General features: G+C 64.1%; 23 protein-coding genes. 10 read left to right on the forward strand and 13 right to left on the reverse strand.

Annotated features, from left to right (window positions below; translation table 11 throughout):
- The first annotated feature begins 196 nt into the window (after nucleotides 1-196).
- Nucleotides 197-658 carry a GNAT family N-acetyltransferase gene (locus FJ527_RS13685; protein ID WP_140823343.1) on the forward strand — a complete coding sequence of 154 codons (462 nt, stop codon included), beginning with the start codon at nucleotides 197-199 and terminating at the stop codon, nucleotides 656-658.
- Between the two features lie 74 nt (nucleotides 659-732).
- Here the strand turns inward: FJ527_RS13685 and FJ527_RS13690 are convergent, their stop codons facing one another.
- The 5 genes from FJ527_RS13690 to FJ527_RS13710 form a co-directional block, all read right to left on the reverse strand.
- On the reverse strand, nucleotides 733-2,508 hold the full coding sequence (locus FJ527_RS13690; RefSeq protein ID WP_140823344.1) for a tetratricopeptide repeat protein: 1,776 nt from the start codon (nucleotides 2,506-2,508) through the stop codon (nucleotides 733-735).
- Between the two features lie 142 nt (nucleotides 2,509-2,650).
- Nucleotides 2,651-3,100: a DUF1284 domain-containing protein gene (locus FJ527_RS13695; protein ID WP_140788105.1), complete on the reverse strand. Its 450-nt coding sequence runs from the start codon at nucleotides 3,098-3,100 to the stop codon at nucleotides 2,651-2,653.
- The gene (locus FJ527_RS13700) at nucleotides 3,097-3,690 is read right to left on the reverse strand and encodes a biotin transporter BioY (RefSeq protein WP_140788103.1); all 594 of its coding nucleotides are present in this window, start codon (nucleotides 3,688-3,690) and stop codon (nucleotides 3,097-3,099) included. Before FJ527_RS13700 ends, FJ527_RS13695 begins: the two co-directional genes overlap by 4 nt.
- Nucleotides 3,691-3,797: 107 nt before the next feature.
- Nucleotides 3,798-4,466 carry a GntR family transcriptional regulator gene (locus tag FJ527_RS13705; protein ID WP_140788101.1) on the reverse strand — a complete coding sequence of 223 codons (669 nt, stop codon included), beginning with the start codon at nucleotides 4,464-4,466 and terminating at the stop codon, nucleotides 3,798-3,800.
- A gap of 100 nt (nucleotides 4,467-4,566) precedes the next feature.
- A complete protein-coding gene (locus tag FJ527_RS13710) occupies nucleotides 4,567-5,583 on the reverse strand; it encodes a polyprenyl synthetase family protein (protein ID WP_015318844.1) in 1,017 nt (338 codons plus the stop codon).
- Between the two features lie 188 nt (nucleotides 5,584-5,771).
- Between FJ527_RS13710 and FJ527_RS13715 the strand changes: the two genes are divergently transcribed.
- From FJ527_RS13715 to moaB, 6 genes are all read left to right on the forward strand, one after another.
- Nucleotides 5,772-5,996 (forward strand): DUF2007 domain-containing protein, encoded by a 225-nt coding sequence (locus FJ527_RS13715; RefSeq protein ID WP_015318845.1) that lies wholly within the window; start codon nucleotides 5,772-5,774, stop codon nucleotides 5,994-5,996.
- On the forward strand, nucleotides 5,996-6,796 hold the full coding sequence (locus FJ527_RS13720) for a methyltransferase (RefSeq protein ID WP_140823345.1): 801 nt from the start codon (nucleotides 5,996-5,998) through the stop codon (nucleotides 6,794-6,796). Before FJ527_RS13715 ends, FJ527_RS13720 begins: the two co-directional genes overlap by 1 nt.
- A gap of 77 nt (nucleotides 6,797-6,873) precedes the next feature.
- On the forward strand, nucleotides 6,874-7,737 hold the full coding sequence (locus tag FJ527_RS13725) for a S49 family peptidase (protein WP_140823537.1): 864 nt from the start codon (nucleotides 6,874-6,876) through the stop codon (nucleotides 7,735-7,737).
- 82 nt (nucleotides 7,738-7,819) lie between these two features.
- A complete protein-coding gene (locus FJ527_RS13730; protein ID WP_015318848.1) occupies nucleotides 7,820-8,005 on the forward strand; it encodes a membrane protein in 186 nt (61 codons plus the stop codon).
- 17 nt (nucleotides 8,006-8,022) lie between these two features.
- Entirely contained in the window at nucleotides 8,023-8,934 is a 912-nt protein-coding gene (locus FJ527_RS13735; protein ID WP_041163508.1) for a 4-(cytidine 5'-diphospho)-2-C-methyl-D-erythritol kinase, read from the forward strand.
- Complete coding sequence (moaB, locus tag FJ527_RS13740) at nucleotides 8,921-9,475, forward strand: molybdenum cofactor biosynthesis protein B (RefSeq protein ID WP_140823346.1); 555 nt, start codon at nucleotides 8,921-8,923, stop codon at nucleotides 9,473-9,475. Before FJ527_RS13735 ends, moaB begins: the two co-directional genes overlap by 14 nt.
- 28 nt (nucleotides 9,476-9,503) lie before the next feature.
- Here the strand turns inward: moaB and FJ527_RS13745 are convergent, their stop codons facing one another.
- Nucleotides 9,504-10,031 carry a glycosyltransferase gene (locus FJ527_RS13745; protein WP_140823347.1) on the reverse strand — a complete coding sequence of 176 codons (528 nt, stop codon included), beginning with the start codon at nucleotides 10,029-10,031 and terminating at the stop codon, nucleotides 9,504-9,506.
- Nucleotides 10,032-10,181: 150 nt separating this feature from the next.
- Here FJ527_RS13745 and FJ527_RS13750 point away from each other — a divergent pair, with 150 nt between their 5' ends.
- A complete protein-coding gene (locus FJ527_RS13750; protein ID WP_041163509.1) occupies nucleotides 10,182-11,336 on the forward strand; it encodes a PA0069 family radical SAM protein in 1,155 nt (384 codons plus the stop codon).
- Nucleotides 11,337-11,488: 152 nt separating this feature from the next.
- Nucleotides 11,489-12,184, forward strand: coding sequence for a ribonuclease HII (locus FJ527_RS13755; protein ID WP_140823348.1), 696 nt, complete (start codon nucleotides 11,489-11,491; stop codon nucleotides 12,182-12,184).
- Nucleotides 12,185-12,312: 128 nt separating this feature from the next.
- Here the strand turns inward: FJ527_RS13755 and FJ527_RS13760 are convergent, their stop codons facing one another.
- The 7 genes from FJ527_RS13760 to FJ527_RS13790 all read right to left on the reverse strand — a co-directional run bounded on the left by FJ527_RS13760 (nucleotide 12,313) and on the right by FJ527_RS13790 (nucleotide 17,881).
- Nucleotides 12,313-12,804, reverse strand: a complete 492-nt coding sequence (locus FJ527_RS13760; protein ID WP_015318854.1) for a F0F1 ATP synthase subunit B — start codon at nucleotides 12,802-12,804, stop codon at nucleotides 12,313-12,315.
- 10 nt (nucleotides 12,805-12,814) lie between these two features.
- The gene (locus FJ527_RS13765) at nucleotides 12,815-13,414 is read right to left on the reverse strand and encodes a F0F1 ATP synthase subunit B (protein ID WP_140823349.1); all 600 of its coding nucleotides are present in this window, start codon (nucleotides 13,412-13,414) and stop codon (nucleotides 12,815-12,817) included.
- A gap of 62 nt (nucleotides 13,415-13,476) precedes the next feature.
- The gene (locus FJ527_RS13770) at nucleotides 13,477-13,701 is read right to left on the reverse strand and encodes a F0F1 ATP synthase subunit C (protein WP_013896722.1); all 225 of its coding nucleotides are present in this window, start codon (nucleotides 13,699-13,701) and stop codon (nucleotides 13,477-13,479) included.
- A 66-nt stretch (nucleotides 13,702-13,767) separates the two neighbouring features.
- Nucleotides 13,768-14,526 (reverse strand): F0F1 ATP synthase subunit A, encoded by a 759-nt coding sequence (locus FJ527_RS13775; protein WP_015318856.1) that lies wholly within the window; start codon nucleotides 14,524-14,526, stop codon nucleotides 13,768-13,770.
- Between the two features lie 85 nt (nucleotides 14,527-14,611).
- Nucleotides 14,612-15,013 (reverse strand): AtpZ/AtpI family protein, encoded by a 402-nt coding sequence (locus FJ527_RS13780; RefSeq protein ID WP_015318857.1) that lies wholly within the window; start codon nucleotides 15,011-15,013, stop codon nucleotides 14,612-14,614.
- A 256-nt stretch (nucleotides 15,014-15,269) separates the two neighbouring features.
- Complete coding sequence (locus FJ527_RS13785) at nucleotides 15,270-16,451, reverse strand: cell wall hydrolase (RefSeq protein ID WP_140788090.1); 1,182 nt, start codon at nucleotides 16,449-16,451, stop codon at nucleotides 15,270-15,272.
- A gap of 143 nt (nucleotides 16,452-16,594) precedes the next feature.
- A complete protein-coding gene (locus FJ527_RS13790; RefSeq protein ID WP_140823350.1) occupies nucleotides 16,595-17,881 on the reverse strand; it encodes an MFS transporter in 1,287 nt (428 codons plus the stop codon).
- A gap of 116 nt (nucleotides 17,882-17,997) precedes the next feature.
- Here FJ527_RS13790 and FJ527_RS13795 point away from each other — a divergent pair, with 116 nt between their 5' ends.
- The gene (locus tag FJ527_RS13795; RefSeq protein WP_140823351.1) at nucleotides 17,998-18,918 is read left to right on the forward strand and encodes a LysR substrate-binding domain-containing protein; all 921 of its coding nucleotides are present in this window, start codon (nucleotides 17,998-18,000) and stop codon (nucleotides 18,916-18,918) included.
- Nucleotides 18,919-18,931 lie beyond the last annotated feature (13 nt).

Raw genomic sequence — 18,931 nt, forward strand, 5'->3', positions numbered from 1 at the left:
GTGGCCTCGGCGACACAGGCTAGCTTGCGGCCACGTCCTAGAGACACGGCGGCGAAGCGTCAAGCAAGGCGCGCGCCCGCGACCTTTGCAGGACCGATCGAAAGCTTTGCGAGCGGCTGGCCCATTGCCGGACGTGGCGACCTGCGCTCTCTTCGAAGCCCTGTATCACCCATGTCAACGACGACAGGTCAAGCCAATGTCCAACCCCGTCACCATCCGCCTCGTCACGCGCCAGGATTTCGACCGATGGCTGCCGCTGTGGGACGGCTACAACGCGTTCTATGGCCGTTCGGGCGAGACGGCGCTGGCAAGCGAGATCACCGCAATGACGTGGTCCCGCTTCTTCGACGCCTATGAGCCGGTGCATGCGCTGGTCGCGGAAAACGAAGGCGAGTTGCTTGGCCTCGTCCACTACCTGTTCCACCGCAGCACCACGGCGATCGCGCCGAACTGCTATCTGCAGGATCTTTTCACCAGCGAAGCCTCGCGCGGCAAAGGCGTCGGCCGGGCGCTGATCGAAGGCGTCTACGAGCGCGCCCAGGAGGCCGGTTCCGGCCGAGTATACTGGCTGACGCATGAAACCAATCACACGGCGATGAAGCTTTATGACAAGGTCGGCGAACGCTCTGGCTTCGTCGTCTATCGAAAGATGTTCTGAGCGCGTTCTGAGCAGACGGACATCAAAACGAAAACGGGGCTCCGAGAGCCCCGTTCGGATTCCAAAAAGGCGTTTCACCCCTTCGGGGCGGGAACCGGCTCCGGCTTGACCTTCGGGGTTTCCTGCGCCGTGTTGGACACGATCGGCGGCAGGCCCTTCATCAGCTTCTGTTGCAAGGAGGCAAGCACGTCGGGATCCGGCTTCAGGTCGCGGGCCTGGTTCCACTGGAAGGTGGCTTCCAGCTTGCGGCCGACGCGCCAGTAGGCATCGCCGAGATGGTCGTTCAGAACCGGATCTTCCGGCTTCAGCGAGACCGCGCGTTCCATCTCGCGCACCGCGTCATCGAACCGGCCGAGGCGGAAATAAGCCCAACCCAGGGAATCGACGATGTAGCCGTCGCTCGGCTTGAGATCGACGGCCTTCTGGATCATCTCCAGGCCTTCCTTCAGGTTGGTGTTCATGTCGACCCAGGAATAGCCGAGATAGTTCAGCACCTGCGGCTGGTCTGGCTGCAATTCCAGCGCCTTGCGGAAATTCGGCTCGGCCTTCGGCCATTCCTTCAGCCGCTCATAGGCGATGCCGCGCTGGTAGAAGATGTTCCAATTGGCGGCGGTCGGTGTCTTCAGCACCTCGACGGCCTTGTCGTAGAGATTGGCGGCGGAGCGGAAATCCTCCTTCGAGGAGTAGACACCGCCGAGCGCCAGATAGGCGCGCATGTCGTTTGGATGAGCTTCGACGAAGGCCTTCAGATGCGTGATCGCCTCGTCATGGCGGTCGAGATCGGCAAGGTTGAGGCCAAGCTGCAGGTCCGAAATCTCCTTCAGCGGCGAAGAGTCGGGGATGCGCCGATAGAGCGCGATGGCGCCCTCGCCGTTCTTCAGCTGTTCGGCCACGGCGGCGAGTTGCACGAGGGCAGCGTCGCTGTCGGGCTTCAGGGCCAAGGCATATTGCAAATAGAGGCGCACGAATGGCTCGCCGCCGCCACGGTTGAGCGCGGTGGCAAGATCGAGCAGGATTTCGGAAGCACCGTCGGACGGACCGGACACGAAGGGCGCGATCTTGTCGCCCTTGCTGATCCTGTCGCGCAAGGCGACGATTTCCAGCTTGCCCGGCGAGAACGCCTCGGCCTGGTCGAGCACCGACATCGCCTTGGCCTTGTCGCCCTTGCGGGCCAGGAACGAGGCATAGGCCTGCGCATTGCGCATCCAGGTTTCAGGCGCCGCACCGCCGGCGGTGGTGTCCTGCATCGTCGCGGCATAGATAGCCTCGGCCTTTTCAGGCATACCAGACGCATCGGCGATCAGGGCGCGGTGGAAGGATTTGAACAGGCCGAACCAGTCCGGCCCCTGCAGCTTGTCGATAGAAACCATCGCTTCGCTGGCCTGGCCGGCACCTTGCTCGGCCCAGCCGGACATGACGCCGGAGATCAGCCGATCGAGATCGGATTCCAGCGACAGCTTGAGCCAGTACTGTGCCTTGGTGAAATCCTTCTTGTGGAAGGTGTCGACCGCCAGCGCCAGGCGCGAGAAGCGCTCGACATCGGGCACTTCCTTGAGCTTGTCGGCATAGACCAGCGATTCGTCGAAGCGGCCTTGAGCGATCAGCGACAGCATCAGGCTCTGCTGCAGGGCTGTGTCACCAGGATTGAAGGCCAGGGCTTGCTTGTAATAGGCGATGGCGCTGTCGAGGTCGTTGTCGCCCTCGGCGATCCTGGCAGCCAGATAGGCGCCCGAGAATGACGAGATCTTGACCGGTTCGGTGGATTGCTTGGCATAGGCCGGCAATGCCGAAATCGCCATGCCCGTCACAATTGCCAGCCTTGTCAGCCAGCGCGCACGTCCCTGCTGCATCATATCCCTTTCAGCCAGGCGCCATCTCCGCGTCAGCGGATCGACCCAGACTCGATCTTTCCAGGCAAAGCATGGCCTTTTTGGGGTCGCGCTTCAATCCGCCTGAAATTCACAATCGGGTCACCCGATTAACAAACCATGGCTAAATGGGACGGTTTTGCGCGTCAACAGGCCGCCGCAGCCGCGCATCGCGATAGCCGCCGCTTGCCACCGCGCCGCACAGCCCGCTCCATTCGCAGCCGCCGCACGCCTTGCGCACGTGGCCGGTCGAAAACGCCTGCCGCAGCCTTGTCAGGATGGCGGCATCGAGATCGACGCGGATGCCGTGCCGGATCGGCCGAGCCAGCAGCGCTTCCACGTCTTCCGCGGCCTGCCGGTCCCGTCCGGCCGCACTGTCACGCAGGCAGTGCGGTTCCGGCTCGCCAAGCAACGGAGCGCAGATGTCGTCTGGTCCGGAAACGAGGAGGATGTCCTCGCCCCGGCTCAAGCGCTCCGCGATCCCATCATAATTGGCGGTAAAATCGGGGCTGTACCCCTTGCCCACATAGGTGAGCAGGCAAAGGAGATGGTGGGCGCGCAGCCTGACCGTCACGGCTTGGGCAAGTTCATCTTGCCGTGCGGGAGCGCCATCAGCGTCGCGGCGCCAAGCGCCGATTTCAGCAACCCGCCGACGATGAACGGCACGAAACCGAAGGTGATGGCCTTCTCGGCGCCGATCATGACGGCAAGCCAGGCTGTGCCGAGAGCCAGGCAGGCAAGATTGCCGAGCAGCATGGCGGCGAAGGCAGGCAAAACCCTGTTGCCGTTCCAGCCGCGCTCGGCCAACCAGCCGACCAGTGCGCCGGTGACAGGAAAGGCAAAGAGATAGCCACCCGTCGGGCCCACGAAATGCTGAATGCCGGCAGCGCCGCCGGCCAGGACTGGAATGCCGACAGCACCTTCGACCAGCCATGCCGCGATCGTCACCGCGCCAAGCCGCCAGCCATAGAGCGCACCGATCAGCGTCACGGCGAAGGTCTGCATGGTCACCGGAACCGGCACCATCGGAACCTCGATGTAGGAGGACAGCGCCAGCAACAGCGTGCCGAGCACGACGGCGCCGGCCTGCCAACCGAGCGATCGCTGCTGGAGACGCAGCGGGCTGAAGGACGGTCTGGCGGACGAGAATGCGAGGTTGGTCATAGGCTTCCCTTCGGTCGATCCGAAATTATAGATAATTTCTGTTTTCGATCTATTATCGAATCCACATTTCTGGAGCGATAGCAAGCCTGGGCTTGGGAAAAGATCGTTCAACCCACGATCGCGAAAGCTTCGCGCGTGGCGCCGGAGGCTGTCTTGACCGGCTTGCGGCCAATCCATTGGACATGCCGTCCCAATGTTGCCGCGGCCGATTCGGTGTTCCCCTGCCGCAAGGCGGTGAGGATCGCCCGGTGGTCCTGGTCGGTGCGCGTCTCCCACTCCGAGCGCCAGGCCGCGAACAGGAAGCGGGCGCTCGCCGCGTGCAGGTCGTCTATGGTGGCAAGCAGGCGGGGCATGCCACAGGGCGTCAGGATCAGCCGGTGAAAGGCACGATTGGCCTCTTCCCACGACCTGACGTCATGGGATTTGTCGCCGGCTTTTGTCGCCTCCTCGGCCTGGTCGAGAATGGCCGAGGTCAGATGCGGCGCGGCTTGGCGCAGTGCCAGCACTTCGAGTGCGGCTCGCATCTCGGCGACCTCCTTGACCTCGCTCAGATCGAAGGCCGCGACACGCACGCCACGGCGCGGCTCACTGACGGCAAGGCCCTGCGCCTCGAGGCGGCGAAAGGCCTCGCGCACAGGAACGTGGCTGGTATTGAATTCCTCGGCGACATGATCCTGCCGCAACCTCGCCCCCGGCTCGATCGCGCCGGAGATGATGCGATCCGCCAAAACCTTGCCGATGCGGACGGCGATGGTGTCGTCAGTGCCCTTGGCCATGGTTTATAGATAATTTGCGGTGGTGCGGCTTGTCGATACGGCAGGGCGAATTCACAGGCGTCTTTTCACTGACGGCCCCCGGCAGGAAGCCGTCAGGCGCTCAGTTCACGCGGCTGATGCAGAAGTCGATGACGTCGATCAGCGCCGATTTCTGCGGCGTCTCTTCCAGCGGCGCCAGCGCGTCGCGGGCGATCTCGCCGAAATGGCGGGCGCGCCCGATCGTATCGGCAATGGCGCCGTGGCGGGTCATGAGGCCGATCGCCTTTTCCAGCCCGGCGTCGTCGGTGACATTGTCCTCGATGGCGCGCTTCCAGAAGGTGCGTTCGGCCTTGCTGCCGCGCCGGTAGGCGAGGATGACCGGCAAGGTCACCTTGCCCTCGCGGAAATCGTCGCCGACATTCTTGCCCAGATCCTTGCTGGTGCCGCCATAGTCCAGCGCATCATCGATCAGCTGGAAGGCAAGGCCGAGATTCATGCCGTAGGAACGCAGCGCCGCACGGTCGTTGCGGGTTGCCTGGGCGATGACCGGGCCAACCTCGGCGGCGGCCGAAAACAGCGCGGCGGTCTTGGCCTTGATGACGGCGAAATGCTCGTCCTCGGTGGTTTCGAGGTTCTTGGCGGCGGCCAGCTGCATGACCTCGCCCTCGGCGATAATCGAGGCTGCGCTGGACAGGATGTCGAGCGCTTCGAGCGAGCCGACATCGACCATCATGCGGAAGGCCTGGCCGAGCAGGAAGTCGCCGACCAGCACGCTGGCCTGGTTGCCCCAGATCATGCGGGCGGTCTTCTTGCCGCGCCGCATGCCGCTTTCATCGACCACGTCGTCATGCAGAAGCGTGGCCGTATGCATGAATTCGACCGAAGTGGCGAGCTTGACGTGGCCCTCGCCGGCATAGCCGAACATCTGCGCCGCAGCCAGCGTCAGCATTGGCCTGAGCCGCTTGCCGCCGGACGAGATCAGGTGATTGGCGACCTCGGGGATCATCTCGACGTCGGAGCCGGCCTTGGACAGGATCAGCTCGTTGACACGTCCCATATCGGCAGCAGTCAGATCGATGAGATCCTTGATGGAGGCGGGCTCCCGCTTCCCGTTTTCGATGTTGAGAACGACACCCACGACAATCACTCCCGTCTTGGTATAACGCGTGCGACGGCACCCTTAGTCCCGACAAGACTCTAGGGCCGCTGGCACGGCCACGGCAAGTGGCGAATTGGCGCGGCGGCGGCGACAGCGTGTCAACGCCGGGAAATGCGGGAATGCGGCCGCACGTTTACATGCACGCCGCAACCTGCGAGTTTCTTGCGATGATAGAGCTCATCCGCACCAACGACGCCGTCATCATCTCCTTTGTCGAATCGCTGATGCGCGATGCCGGGATCGGCTGCTTCGTCGCCGACCAGAACATGAGCGTGCTCGACGGCTCGCTTGGTATCCTGCCGCGACGCGTCATGGTCGATGCCGACCAGGCCGACGCCGCGCGCCGCATCCTGACCGATGCCGGCATCGCCAACGAGATCCGGGGGAAATAATGTCGGCCGCGCCAGCCGCCCTTGTCCCGGATACGCCGGCCCACACGGTCGATGCGTTCCACCGCGGCCGGTTCTGGCTCGTGCAGCCCAAGCATGGCGGCCATCGCGCCGGGATGGATGCAATGATGCTGGCCGCATCCGTACCATCCTCGTTTGGCGGCCGGCTCGCCGATTTCGGGGCCGGCGCCGGTGCTGCCGGTCTTGCGGTGCTGTCGCGCTGTCCGGGTGCCCAGGCTGTGCTGGTCGAACGCGCGCCTGAGATGGCGGCCTTCGCGGCAGCCACGCTTGCCCATCCGGGCAACGCGCACCTCAGCGATCGCGCTGCCGTGCTCGTCGCCGATGTCACCGTGTCGGGCCGCGCCCGGGCCACCACCGGCCTTGCCGACAATGATTTCGACTTCGTCATCATGAACCCGCCTTTCAACGCCGCCCGGGACCGCGCCACTCCCGAGCCGCTAAGAAAGGAAGCGCATGTCATGGAGGACGGACTGTTCGAAAGCTGGATCCGCAGTGCGGCGGCGGTTGTCAGGCCGCGCGGCGGGCTTGCCGTCATCGCCCGGCCCGAACAGCTCGGCGCCATTCTCGACGCGATTTCAGGCCGCTTCGGCGAAGCCGAGATGCTCGCCGTGCACCCTCGCCCGGACGCGGCCGCAATCCGCATTATCGTGCGGGCAGCACTTGGGGCACGAGGAAAGCTCGCCATCCGTCCGCCCCTGATGCTTCACGCGCGATCGGGCAACGGCCCCGACGAGCGCAGCGAAATGATCACCAACGGGCTCGCCTCGCTGTTCGGAGACTGAGCTGTTGGCGGCCTACACATTGCCGTTGGCCGGGAAATCCCTACATGCCTGCAACCATCGCCGGAGACCACGCCATCGTGAAACGTCTTTTCAACCGCCTGCTGCCGAAGTCCTGGCGCTCCTCCGTCGTCACCGTTCCGGTCATCCGACTGCACGGCACCATCATGGCCGGCGGAGGCCAGTTCCGGCCGAGCCTGTCGCTTGCTTCCACCGCCGGACTGATCGAAAAGGCGTTTTCCTTCGAGGCGCCGGCGGTCGCGATCTCGATCAATTCGCCGGGCGGCTCGCCGGTGCAGTCGCGGCTGATCTTCAAGCGCATCCGCGACCTTGCGATCGAGAAGAATAAAAAGGTCCTGGTCTTCGTCGAGGATGTCGCGGCGTCCGGCGGCTACATGATCGCCGTCGCCGGCGACGAGATCTTCGCCGATCCCTCCTCCATCGTCGGCTCGATCGGCGTGGTGTCGGCCTCGTTCGGTTTCCCGGAACTGATGAAGAAGATCGGCATCGAGCGCCGTGTCCACACCGCCGGCCAGAACAAGGCGGTGCTCGATCCGTTCAAGCCCGAGAAGAAGGAAGACGTCGAGCGGCTCAAGGTGCTGCAGCTCGAAGTGCACGAGACCTTCATCGATCTGGTCAAGGAGCGCCGCGGTACGAAGCTGGCGGACGATCCGGACCTGTTCACCGGGCTGTTCTGGACCGGCAAGCGAGGCCTGGAGCTCGGCCTCGTCGATGCGCTGGGCGACATGCGCACGGTGCTGAAGACCCGCTTCGGGCCGAAGACCCAGCTCAGGCTGGTGGCGGCGCCGCGCGGTTTGTTCGGCCGCTTTGGCCTGTTCGGCTCGAGCAAGGGCTTTTCGGCGCCCGATATCGCGGCGGCTGCCGCCAGCGGCGTCATCAATGCGGCGGAAGAGCGCGCATCGTGGGCGCGCTTCGGGCTTTGAAAAAGCCATGAAAGCGTCTAGCATGGTTGCCCGAAAGACCCGACCGGCCGGTCTTACCGGCCCAGCGTGGTAGGAGTTTGACATGCCGCAGCTCATTTTTTTCGCCGTCGTCGGCGTCGCCGCCTATTTCGGTTACCGCACCTTCGTGCGCGAGGCTGAACGCGTGACGGCCAAGGTGCGGCGCACCGAAAAACAGGCGGCCAACGGCGCGATGGGAACGCTGGTCAAGGATCCGCAGACCGGCGAATACCGGCTGGCCAAGGACTGACCCTCATTTCACTCGCAATCGAGACTGCGGAATCGGGTCAGCGTGTCCGGACATGGGCCGCACCCGCCAAGATAAATCTAGCTTTGCACGTCACCGGCAGGCGCGCCGACGGCTATCATCTCATCGAAAGCCTGGCTGTGTTCACGCGCTTTGGCGACAGGATCGAGATCGCGCCGGCCGACGCCGATGAGTTCAGCGTGTCCGGCCGCTATGCGGCGGACGTACCGCTCGATGGCGGCAATCTTGTGCTGAAGGGCCGCGACGCCCTGCGGCAGGCCGCCGGCGTTCGGAGCACGCCGCCGGTAAGCATCAGGCTCGAAAAGAACCTTCCGGTCGCATCCGGCGTGGGCGGAGGGTCGAGCGACGCGGCGGCCGTGCTGCGCGGGCTGACCGAGAGCTGGGGGCTGGAGCTCGATAGCGCCGAACTGGCGCGGATCGGTCTTTCGCTTGGCGCCGATGTGCCGATGTGCCTGGCGGCAAAGCCGCTGGTCGCGCGCGGCATCGGTGAGGAACTGTCGATGGTGCCGGATTTTTCAGCACTGGGTCTCGTGCTGGTCAACCCGGGCGTGCCGGTCTCGACGACGGAAATCTTCGCCGCACTCTCCCGTCGCGATAATGAGCCGCTGCCGCCGCTGCCGCGCAGCATCGATTTTCACAGCCTGCGCAACTGGCTGGAAATCACCCGCAACGATCTTGAGCGGCCAGCCCTTGCGATGCAGCCCGCCATAGGCAGGGCGCTTTCATGGCTTGATAAGGCCGGATCGGGCTTTTCACGAATGTCCGGATCGGGCGCGACGTGCTTCGGCCTGTTCGAGACCGGCAATGTCGCCAAGCGCGCGGCGGCCGAGATCCGCGACCGCCAGCCCGACTGGTTCGTCGCGGCAACGCGCAGCATGGCGTCGGAGGCTGGGCGAGATGGCCAGAATTGACGAGAGCCGTGCCTTCATTCCGGTGCGCATCGCGGTGCTGACTGTTTCCGACACACGCAGCCTGGCCGACGACAAATCTGGCCAGACACTGGCCGATCGCATTACCAAGGCCGGCCACATCCTGGCCGCCCGCGATATCGTCACCGACGACCGCGAAAAAATCCGCGACGCCGTTCTGGCGTGGTCGCGGGACAAGGCCATCGACGTCGTGATCACCACTGGCGGTACCGGTTTTACCGGACGCGATGTGACGCCCGAGGCGCTGGAGCCGATCTTCGAAAAGCGCATGGACGGATTTTCGGAAGTGTTCCATCGCATTTCCTATGACAAGATCGGCACCTCGACTATCCAGAGCCGGGCGACCGGCGGTGTCGTCAACGCCACCTTCGTCTTCGTGCTGCCGGGATCGCCCGGCGCCTGCAAGGACGCCTGGGACAGCATCCTCGAGCCACAGCTCGATTACCGGCACATGCCCTGTAACTTCGTCGAGATCATGCCGCGCCTGGACGAACATCTGCGGCGCGGCAAATCGGCGTCGTAAGCAACGCCACGCAGAGCCGTTGCAAAAATCACCCCCCAGAGCGGTGCTGCTGCTTCGGCTGCGCTGGCCAGATTTCGGCGTCGAGCCGTCTGGTCGCCAGCCCGCGCGCTAAGGCCTCGGCGCTGCCGGCATTCTTGGACAGCGATGCCGCCTGTCGCTTGCTGATCACCAGTCCGTCGGCGAGCGCGCGGTTTGCCGAAAAGACCCGGGCCAGGAACGGTGGACGGCTGCCCCGCGCCTGCGAGAACCGGGCCGCTATTGTCTGCCTGGCCGTATGGGCGACGACGGCGTCGATCCAGCCCTCCACCAGCCTCGCACCCGGTTCGAGAAACAGCAGCCAGTCACCCTTGGCCTGGCGGATGCCGGCGGCGATGCCCCCGCTCCCCACATAGTGGCAGCCGGCATGCTCGGCGACGCGATGGGTCTGGTCACTGGAGCCCGTGTCGCAGACGACAACCTCACGCACCACGCCCTCGACCGCGCCGCCAATCAGCGTCCCCAGCGTACGGGCGAGCCCCTCCTCGTCATTGTGCGTTTCAATCAGAACACTGAGCATGGTTAGCCGAATAGCGGAAAGCGTTGATCGGTGCCAGTTTTTGCGGCGCACCATAGAAAGTTCTTGATTTGTTCTCATCGATAAAATAGGAATAATTTCATGAGCAGAGCGATTCGACAGAACATGGACAGTCCTTGGGAGCGGGCGAAGATGGAACCGATCATGCGCGCCGACATTGCAGCCTTCGGAGCAGGACGAGCCGAAATGGCCAACGCGATGATCGAGCAGAGCGGCATGCGAGTCCGTCCGGACCGCAACCGCGGCCGGTCGGCAGGCATCAATCCGTCCGGCCGGTTCGAACCTGTCAGCCGGCATGTCTTCGACGATGGCTGGAGTTCGCTGGAGGAACTTCCTCCCTTCAAGACCGAGGTGCAGGTGGAAAAGCCGCGCACCATCATCACCCGCAACGAATCGCCCGACATCTCCTTCGACCGGTCGATCAATCCCTATCGCGGCTGCGAGCACGGTTGCGTCTATTGCTTCGCGCGGCCGACACACTCGTTCATGGGCCTGTCGCCGGGCCTGGACTTCGAATCCAAGCTGTTCGCCAAGCCCGACGCGGCACGCCTGCTCGACAAGGAATTGTCAAAGGATGGCTACCAGCCGCGCACCATCGCCATCGGCACCAACACCGATCCCTACCAGCCGATCGAGAAGCAGTACCGGATCATGCGCGAAATCCTCGAAGTGCTGGAGGCGCGCGGCCACCCGGTCGGCATCGTCACCAAGTCAGCCCTGGTCGTGCGCGACATCGACATTCTGTCGCGCATGGCGGAGCGGGGCTTGGCCAAGGTGGCGCTGTCGGTGACGACGCTTGACCGCATGCTGGCCAGGACGATGGAACCTCGGGCATCGACGCCGACCAAGCGGCTGGAGGCGATCAGGCAGCTTTCGGATGCCGGTATCCCCGCTTCGGTGATGGTGGCGCCGATCATTCCGGGCCTGACCGACCAGGAGATGGAACGCATCCTCGACTCGGCGCACCATGCCGGGGCGCGCGAGGCTGGCTACGTGGTGCTGCGCCTGCCGCTGGAGGTCAGCCCGATCTTCAAGGATTGGCTGCTGCGCCACTATCCCGACCGCTACCGCCACGTCATGTCGCTGGTCCGTTCGATGCGCGACGGCAAGGACTACGATTCGGAATGGGGCAAGCGCATGAAGGGCGCCGGACCCTATGCCTGGCAGATCGGCCGGCGCTTCGAAATCACCGCCAAGCGGCTCGGCCTCAATGCCGAGCGGCGTACGCTGCGGACCGACCAGTTCGTCGCTGCCGGCAAGGACCAGGAGCAGTTGATGCTGCTCTGAACCGAAAATCGCCTCGGCTGTTCATTGCCGCCGTGGCAAAGAAATCCCGTCCGGCCTGCCCCGGCCTGCAGACGGTGCCCTCCCGGTCCGGCGCCCCACCCGACCCGGAGGGACTTGCGGAGAATCGGAGCCGATGCGAACCTCGCCGCAACATGGCTCGCGCGCGTTCTGATTCTCCGCCTCTCTTCGAAATCGTCGAGAAACCCGATTTCTCCTTCGAGACGAAGGCGATGGCCGATGGTTTGTGGCCGGTCGCGGGGATGGACGAAGCCGGCCGCGGCCCGCTCGCGGGTCCCGTGGTCGCGGCGGCAGTGGTGCTCGACCCCGCCAATATTCCCGAGGGTCTCGACGATTCCAAGCGGCTTAGCCACCTGCAGCGCGAAGCGCTGTTCCTGCACATCATCGGCTCCGCTCTCGGCGTCTCGATGGCGTCGATCAGCGCCGAGGGCATCGATGGCAGCAACATCCTCAAGGCGAGCCTCGAAGCGATGCGCCGCGCACTGGTCGGGCTGCCGGTGCAGGCTAAGCTCGCGCTCGCGGATGGGCGCGACGTGCCGCCGGGATTGCCCTGCGAGGGGCGTGCGCTGATCAAGGGCGACCAGCGCTCCCAATCGATCGCCGCCGCCTCGATCGTCGCCAAGGTCATGCGCGACCGCATGATGCGCGGCTGCGGCAACCATCACGACCGCTACGGCTTCGAAGTCCATATGGGCTACGCCACGGTCCGGCACCGCACGGCGATCGAGGCGCATGGGCCAGTGGCTCGGCTGCATCGCACTTCGTTTGCGCCGTTCCGGCTGGGCGGGACTGAAGTGGTTGAGGAAGAGAGCTTGGCCGGGCTGGAGTAGGGCGACGGCAGTGGCAATTCCATCTTCCCCACGAGGGCGGAGATTGGCCGCTTTGACGCGCCGCTTTCTCCCAAACAAAAAAGCCGCCAGGTTGCCCGAGCGGCTTCGTGTCAGCGACTGAAGAACGCTCAGTTCAGCTTGGCCTTCACATCCTGCAGCGCGGACCTGAACAGGTCGGCTCCGGCCTTAGCGTCAACCTTGGCGGCGAGCAATGCGCGTGCCGCCTCGACGGCTATATCGACGGCACTGGCCCGCACTTCGGCAACCGCGTCACGCTCGGCTTGGCCGATCTTCTGCTCGGCAAGCGCGGTGCGCCTGGCAACGTAGTCCTCGGTCTTCTTGTGGGCGTCGGCAGCCAGCAGTTCGGCCTCACGCTTGGCGGCCGCTACAATGTCGGCGGCCTCCTGCTCGGCTTCCTTGCGCTTCTTCTTGTATTGGCCGAGCAGTTGCTGGGCTTCGTCGCGCAGCTTGCGGGCCTCGTCGAGTTCACTGCTGATCCTGGCGGCGCGGGCGTCCAGCGCCTTGGCGATCATGCCGGGCACCTTGATGTAGATGGCGATGGCCAGGAAGATGATCAGGGCAATGGTGGCCCAGAGCGTTGCGAGAGATGTAGCGTCCATGATGCGCTCCTCACCGGGCCACGGATTTGACCGCGGCCGCGATCTCGGCCTTGCTGGCCTTGCCGCCAACGAGTGCCTCGACGATCGCCGAAGCGGTATCCTCGGCGATGCTGCCGACTTCCTTCATGGCGTTGGCCTTGATGGAAGAAATGCGTGCCTCGGCCTCGCCAAGCTTCTCATCGAGCGCGGCCTCGATCTTCTTGCGCGCGGCGTCGGCTTCCGCCTTCGCCGCATCGCTGGCCTGCTGGCCGATCGAGTTCGCGTTCTTCTTGGCTTCCGCCAGTTCCTGTTCGTAAGCGGCAACGGCGGCGTCGGCCTCGCCCTTCAACTTGGCCGCCTGGTCGAGATCCTGGCTGATGCGGTCGTTGCGGACATCGATGATGCCGCCGACGCGCGGCATCACGACCCGCTTCAGGAACAGGTAGAACAGCCCGAACGTGATCGCCAGCCACAGAAGCTGCGACGGAAACGTCTCCGGATTGAATGGCGGAAACGTGCCGTGCGCTTCGGCAGGCACGCTGGTGCCGGAATGCGTGTCGCCTCCGGTCGCAGCGTGGCTGGTGTCGGCTGATGGCGCGGACTCTTGCGCGAAGGCAGATGTCACGAACATGGACTATCCCCAGATATCAGGCCCGCCGCTTGCGCGGCCGGCCTGTCCAATCTTCTCAGTACTCAGCCGAACAGGGCCAGCAGCGCAATGAGAAGCGAGAAGATGCCCAGAGCTTCGGTCACGGCGAAGCCGAAAATCAGGCGGCCGAACTGGCCGTCGGCGGCCGACGGATTGCGCAGCGCGCCCGAGAGGTAGCTGCCGAAGATGTTGCCCAGGCCAATGCCCGCGCCACCCATGCCCAGGCAAGCGATGCCGGCGCCGATGTACTTTGCTGCTTCTGCGTCCATTTGTTCAACTCCTTTGGATCTGAAAATTTCGTTGCTATTCCATCCGGCGTCGTGCCGGAAACCTGATTAGTGCGAGGGATGGAGGGCGTCGTTGAGATACATGCAGGTCAGCACCGCAAAGACATAGGCCTGCAACAGCGCCACCAGCAATTCGAGCGCCGTCAACGCCACCGCCATGGCCAACGGCAGGATCGATCCCGCAATGCCGAGCGCACCCAGCGCACTGAGGCTGACCACAAATCCCGAAAAAACCTTCAGCGTGATGTGGCCGGCGAGCATGTTTGCGAACAGACGAACCGAGAGGCTGACCGGGCGCGACACGAAGGAAATCACCTCGATCGGAACGACAAGCACCATCATCAGGAGGGGCACGCCCTTCGGCACGAACAGCTTCAGGAAGCCAAGGCCATGCTTCATGAATCCATAGACGATCACGGTGCCAATCACCATGATGGCCAAACCGAAGGTGACGATGATGTGGCTGGTGATGGTGAAGAAATACGGGAACAGGCCGAGCAGATTGGCGACCAGCACGAACATGAACAGCGAGAACACGAAGGGGAAGAATTTCATGCCCTGCGTGCCGGCGGCATCGCGCAGCATGTTGCCGACGAACTCATAGGCCATTTCGGAGACCGACTGCAGCCGGCCGGGAACCAGGCTGCGGCTCGACGTCGTCAGAAACAGGAAGGCCGCGGCAATGACCACGGTCGCGACCATGAACAGCGCGGAATTGGTGAAGGACAGATCATAGCCGCCGATCTCGATCGGAACCAGCTTGATGATATGGAACTGGTGGATCGGATCGACCTTGTCAGCTGCCACGTTCAAACCCCGTCAATGCCGCGTACGGCTAAATTACCATTGCCGCATGGAAGGCGGCTATTTCCAAATGCCGCCTGAAGGGCGGTCATTTGCTGTCGTCCAGGTCGCGGCGCGGCTTCGCACCTTGTCCGAATTCCGCCACAACGCCAGCTGAACGCATGACATTGAGCACGCCGGCGCCAAAGCCAAGCAGCAGGAAAACGATCAGACCCCACGGCGATGTCCCCGCCATACGGTCGATGATCCAGCCGATGCCGGCGCCTACCACCACCCCGGCGATAAACTCGCTGGATAGTTTGATCGCCTGACCGTATCCGGTCACTGGTTTCGCGTCGTCTTTCCCCTCAAGCCGGTTCGGCAGCCTTGTCGCAAGCGATGCTCCAAGTTCACGCCGACGTCGCTCAAGATCGTCGTCGCGGATTTCGGGGTCATGCTGCTTGCCGCGGCCGGTTTCTCCGGTTCCGTCTGGCCTGTTTTTCTCGGCCATCGCAACCCCCCTGCCCGGGCAGACCGTCACCGTCCGTCCGCTTCTAAAGTCGCCGGCAACATAGTTAGAGGGTTTGCGCCCGTCAAGCCACGGAGGGAAGTTCCGCGCTGTGTATTTTAGGTAGTAAAATCAGATGGTTACAAAGGTGCGACATCGTGCCCTTTGCGATCGGCGGGATGCGCCGCGCGAATCCCCCCGACAATGGCTCTCCGATCGATCGTGCGACCGCGCGAAAAGACGGCGGGCGGCGGACCGTTCAGCTCCAGCCACCACCATAGGTCCGGTAGAATATATGCAGGCCGATCTTGGTCATCTTCTGCATCGTGCGGGCCCAGCCGGGATGGACGTAATTGGCATAGTAGTGGGTCGACGATCCCACTTCCGGAATGAAGATCTTGCCGGCGGTGACGGCCATGCCGACATCCTGAGCGGTCTTGTAGGCGACCGGATTGTCGATGCGCTTCTTCCTGCCGTCGCAGGCGAAGGAGAACTGGCAGCGGTTGAACCAGCTGTCGTTCTGGTAGACGACGCCGCAGATCGAATTGGGATAGGCGGGATTGCGGACCCGGTTGAGGATCACCTGGGCGACGGCGGCCTGACCGCGCACGGCTTCGCCGCGGGCCTCGAAATAAATGCCGTTGGCCAGGCACTTCTGCTCCGGCTTGGAGAAGACGCTGGCCGGAAGCGGATTCTGGATCCATGAATGGTCGCCCTTGGCCATCGGCGGAATGAAGCGGCCGCTGTTGGGCTCTTCATCCTGAAGCAGGGCTTCAAAGGGCGAGGCCTTGGCATAGTCCGGCGCGGATTGCGCATAGGCGGTCGCCAGCACATCGGGATGGTCGTTGTTGACCAGGGCCGCAAGCATGGCCGGCACGCCGGGATCCGGCTTCTTGTCCTCACGCGCATGGAATGCCGCGGCGATCTGGATTTCCTTGCCTTTGATCCGCGGCTTGGCGAAGGCCATTTTCAGATCGCCGTCCATGCTCGGCCGCATCAGCGAGGAGGTCCGCTGGAAGATCGAGCCGGCATTGAAGTTCTTCGGTGGCGCCACGGGAGAGACCTGGACGATGCGGCCCTTCTTGTCGGCGCGCACGACGCGATCCTCGTCGGGCGACCCGCTGACCTTGCCGCCCTTGCCGCGAAACGAGACGGCGCCGACACCGGGAAGGCGAACACCGGAACCCGAGATCGAGCTGGTGACGTCGGAATCGACGAACGGCATCTCGGCGGCGTGGACCGAACCGGCGACGGATTTCTCGACATAGGAATTCCAGCGCGTGGTCGGCGATTCAAGGCCGGAAACGAGGCTGGTCATGTCCTGGTAGGCAGCGACGGTCGGAAAGCCGATCCAGATACCGAGACCGATGATGAACGGAGACACAAGGCTGCGTTTCTCACCGGCGGCGGCCATCAGCCGCTTCAAGACACGTCGATGCACGGAACTCTCTCCAGGAACGCAACTGACCCCACTGGAGAGCAAAATGATGCATTAACCTTGATGGGACGTTAACGAGGTCGTCAGGTTTTCTCGATCGGCTAGAGGTCGTGGTTTCGAAGTCGGGCGATTTTGCGGCGGCAGGCTCAGGTCCGCCGCAGGAAGATCGGCCAGGCGACCAGGGCGCAGGCGGCTGCCGACAGCCACACGCCGGGCCATGACCAGAGGTGCAGCAGCCCTGGAATGGCCACCGGAACCAGGAAGAAGCCGACGAAGACAAAGCTGTTGGCAAGGCTGAGTGCGGTTCCGACATGGCCTGCACCGGCAAGCGTGGCAAGCTCGGTATAGGCAACGCCGTGCCAGGCGGAGACCGAGATGCCGGCAATGACAAGCATCAGGGGCAGGACAGCGATCAGGAAGGATTGGCTGGAAGGCGTTGCGTGAGCCGCCAGAACCAGCAACCAGAGCACCACGAAGGCCAGCGCGCTCAGCGCACTGCACAAGCGGAGAAATTGACGGCGGTTGCCGTGGCGGTCGGTAAAGCGGCCGCTCCAGACGCGCATGACCATGGCGCCGACCTGTACAGCGGCGAGGCTGGCGCTGATCGCCGTCGTGCCAAGCCCGGCGAAGTCGTGCAGGAACACCGATGCGAAAGTGAGGACCGCCACCTGCGGAAAGCAGAGCAGGCCGATGGCGGTCGAGATGCGCCAGACCTCGACGTTGCGCAACGGTGCCGGTCCGGCAACGTCGGATGAGACGGCCTCACCCGCCATCGGCGGTTCGTGCAGCCAACGCCAGGCGAACAGGGCGGAGAGAGCGGATGCCGCCGCCAGAAGCCCGAACACCGCGGCGAAACCGAAAGCCAGGGCAAGCGAAGGCAGGACCAGCGCGCCGAGGCCGCCGCCAAGCGGCACCGCCGTCTGCCTGATGCTCATGGCAAAACCACGCTCATTCTCCCGGAACCAGGCCATGATGGCGCGGCCGCTCGAGCCATTGACACTGCCGCCGAGCAGTCCCGTGACGAGCAGGCCTGCCGCCAGCAACGTGACATCGGGAATGCTTGAGCTTGTCGGCACGACGAGCATCGCCATCGCAAGCAGCCAGGCCGACGTTGCACCGAGGCCGACCAGAAGCACGCGGCGATCCCCCCAGCGGTCGGTGAGCAGGCCCCATGGCAGCTCGCTGAGCGCAACCCCCAGTCCAAGAAGACCGAGCGCCAGGCCAAGCTCGGCATTGCTCAAATGATAGCCCTGGCGAAGCACGACCGCCGTCGCCGGTATGCCGGAGAAAGTAGCCGAGAAACCGGCATTCGCGGCAACCCCGATGCCCAGGACCTTCCAGCGGTGGTTGGGGCCGAAGGTCCGGCCGGCCGCGGTCGTGGCGGTGCCTCGCCCGGATAGCTGGCAATGGTTGCGAATGACGGTGGCGGACATGATTCCATTCCCGTGATGCCGGCCGAGCGGCCTTGACGGGAGGCATGTAGCGCCATAGCTTCATCCATAAAATCAGGAAGTTTTTGATCAATAATCCTGAAAAAAAGGACGATCTTATGCGCCGCGTCACATTCGATCTCGACGTGCTGAGGACTTTCGTCATCGGCATGGAACTGGGAAGTTTTGCGAGGGCAGCTGAGCGGCTTGGCCGCTCGACCTCCGCCGTCAGCGCGCAGCTGAAGAAACTGGAAGGGCAGGCCGATACGCCGATCTTCCGCAAGGCGGGGCGCGGCCTGTCACTGACCGAAGCCGGCGAGACGATGCTCGGCTATGCGCGGCGCCTGATCGAGCTCAATGACGAGGCAGCCCTGGCGATCCGCGACGTCGAACTGGAGGGCTGGGTGCGGCTCGGCCTGCAGGAGGATTTCGGCGAGGCCGTGTTGCCGGAAGTGCTCGGTCGCTTCGCTCGCGCCCACCCCAAGGTCCGGATCGAAGCACGGATTGGACGCAGCCACGAATTGGCCGAGCGTGTCCTTTCCGGCACCCTCGACATTGCGCTCGCCTGGCATGATGGCACGACGCTGCCGTATAGCCGGCATGTCGCCGACGTGCAGGCGCGCTGGATCGGCCCGGCGAAACCGATGGAGGCAGGTCCCCACGATGGCGAGGCGCTGCAACTGGTCGTGTTCGAGGCGCCTTGCCTGCTGCGCACCGTGGCGACCGAGACGCTGGATCGTGCCGGGCGGCCCTGGCGGATGGCGTTCTCCAGCCCCAGCCTTGGCGGCATATGGGCGGCGGTGGCGGCGGGCCTCGGGCTGACGATCCGCACCGATATCGGCCTGCCCGCGAATGTCCGGGCGCTCGCGCCCGGAATGCTCGGGCTGCCGCCGCTGCCGAAGATGGCGCTGCATCTGCATCAGAAGGACGCCGAGCTCGATCCGGTCGCGGCGCGGCTGGCCGCCATCCTGCTGCAATCGGCGTTCGAAGCGTTGCCCGAGGGCGCCGAGATCAAAGAAAACCTGCTGAAAGTCGCTTAGCCGCAGCTGTCGG

The sequence above is a fragment of the Mesorhizobium sp. B2-4-18 genome (assembly GCF_006441385.1).
Taxonomy (GTDB): Bacteria; Pseudomonadota; Alphaproteobacteria; order Rhizobiales; family Rhizobiaceae; genus Mesorhizobium; species Mesorhizobium australicum.

What these genes read in the sequence shown, in the direction of transcription:
- FJ527_RS13685 (WP_140823343.1), top strand. Translation starts at nt 197, where the DNA reads ATGTCCAACCCCGTCACCATCCGCCTCGTCACGCGCCAGGATTTCGAC.
- FJ527_RS13690 (WP_140823344.1), bottom strand. Translation starts at nt 2,508, where the DNA reads ATGCAGCAGGGACGTGCGCGCTGGCTGACAAGGCTGGCAATTGTGACG.
- FJ527_RS13700 (WP_140788103.1), bottom strand. Translation starts at nt 3,690, where the DNA reads ATGACCAACCTCGCATTCTCGTCCGCCAGACCGTCCTTCAGCCCGCTG.
- FJ527_RS13705 (WP_140788101.1), bottom strand. Translation starts at nt 4,466, where the DNA reads ATGGCCAAGGGCACTGACGACACCATCGCCGTCCGCATCGGCAAGGTT.
- FJ527_RS13715 (WP_015318845.1), top strand. Translation starts at nt 5,772, where the DNA reads ATGATAGAGCTCATCCGCACCAACGACGCCGTCATCATCTCCTTTGTC.
- FJ527_RS13720 (WP_140823345.1), top strand. Translation starts at nt 5,996, where the DNA reads ATGTCGGCCGCGCCAGCCGCCCTTGTCCCGGATACGCCGGCCCACACG.
- FJ527_RS13730 (WP_015318848.1), top strand. Translation starts at nt 7,820, where the DNA reads ATGCCGCAGCTCATTTTTTTCGCCGTCGTCGGCGTCGCCGCCTATTTC.
- moaB (WP_140823346.1), top strand. Translation starts at nt 8,921, where the DNA reads ATGGCCAGAATTGACGAGAGCCGTGCCTTCATTCCGGTGCGCATCGCG.
- FJ527_RS13745 (WP_140823347.1), bottom strand. Translation starts at nt 10,031, where the DNA reads ATGCTCAGTGTTCTGATTGAAACGCACAATGACGAGGAGGGGCTCGCC.
- FJ527_RS13750 (WP_041163509.1), top strand. Translation starts at nt 10,182, where the DNA reads ATGGAACCGATCATGCGCGCCGACATTGCAGCCTTCGGAGCAGGACGA.
- FJ527_RS13755 (WP_140823348.1), top strand. Translation starts at nt 11,489, where the DNA reads ATGGCTCGCGCGCGTTCTGATTCTCCGCCTCTCTTCGAAATCGTCGAG.
- FJ527_RS13760 (WP_015318854.1), bottom strand. Translation starts at nt 12,804, where the DNA reads ATGGACGCTACATCTCTCGCAACGCTCTGGGCCACCATTGCCCTGATC.
- FJ527_RS13765 (WP_140823349.1), bottom strand. Translation starts at nt 13,414, where the DNA reads ATGTTCGTGACATCTGCCTTCGCGCAAGAGTCCGCGCCATCAGCCGAC.
- FJ527_RS13770 (WP_013896722.1), bottom strand. Translation starts at nt 13,701, where the DNA reads ATGGACGCAGAAGCAGCAAAGTACATCGGCGCCGGCATCGCTTGCCTG.
- FJ527_RS13780 (WP_015318857.1), bottom strand. Translation starts at nt 15,013, where the DNA reads ATGGCCGAGAAAAACAGGCCAGACGGAACCGGAGAAACCGGCCGCGGC.
- FJ527_RS13790 (WP_140823350.1), bottom strand. Translation starts at nt 17,881, where the DNA reads ATGTCCGCCACCGTCATTCGCAACCATTGCCAGCTATCCGGGCGAGGC.
- FJ527_RS13795 (WP_140823351.1), top strand. Translation starts at nt 17,998, where the DNA reads ATGCGCCGCGTCACATTCGATCTCGACGTGCTGAGGACTTTCGTCATC.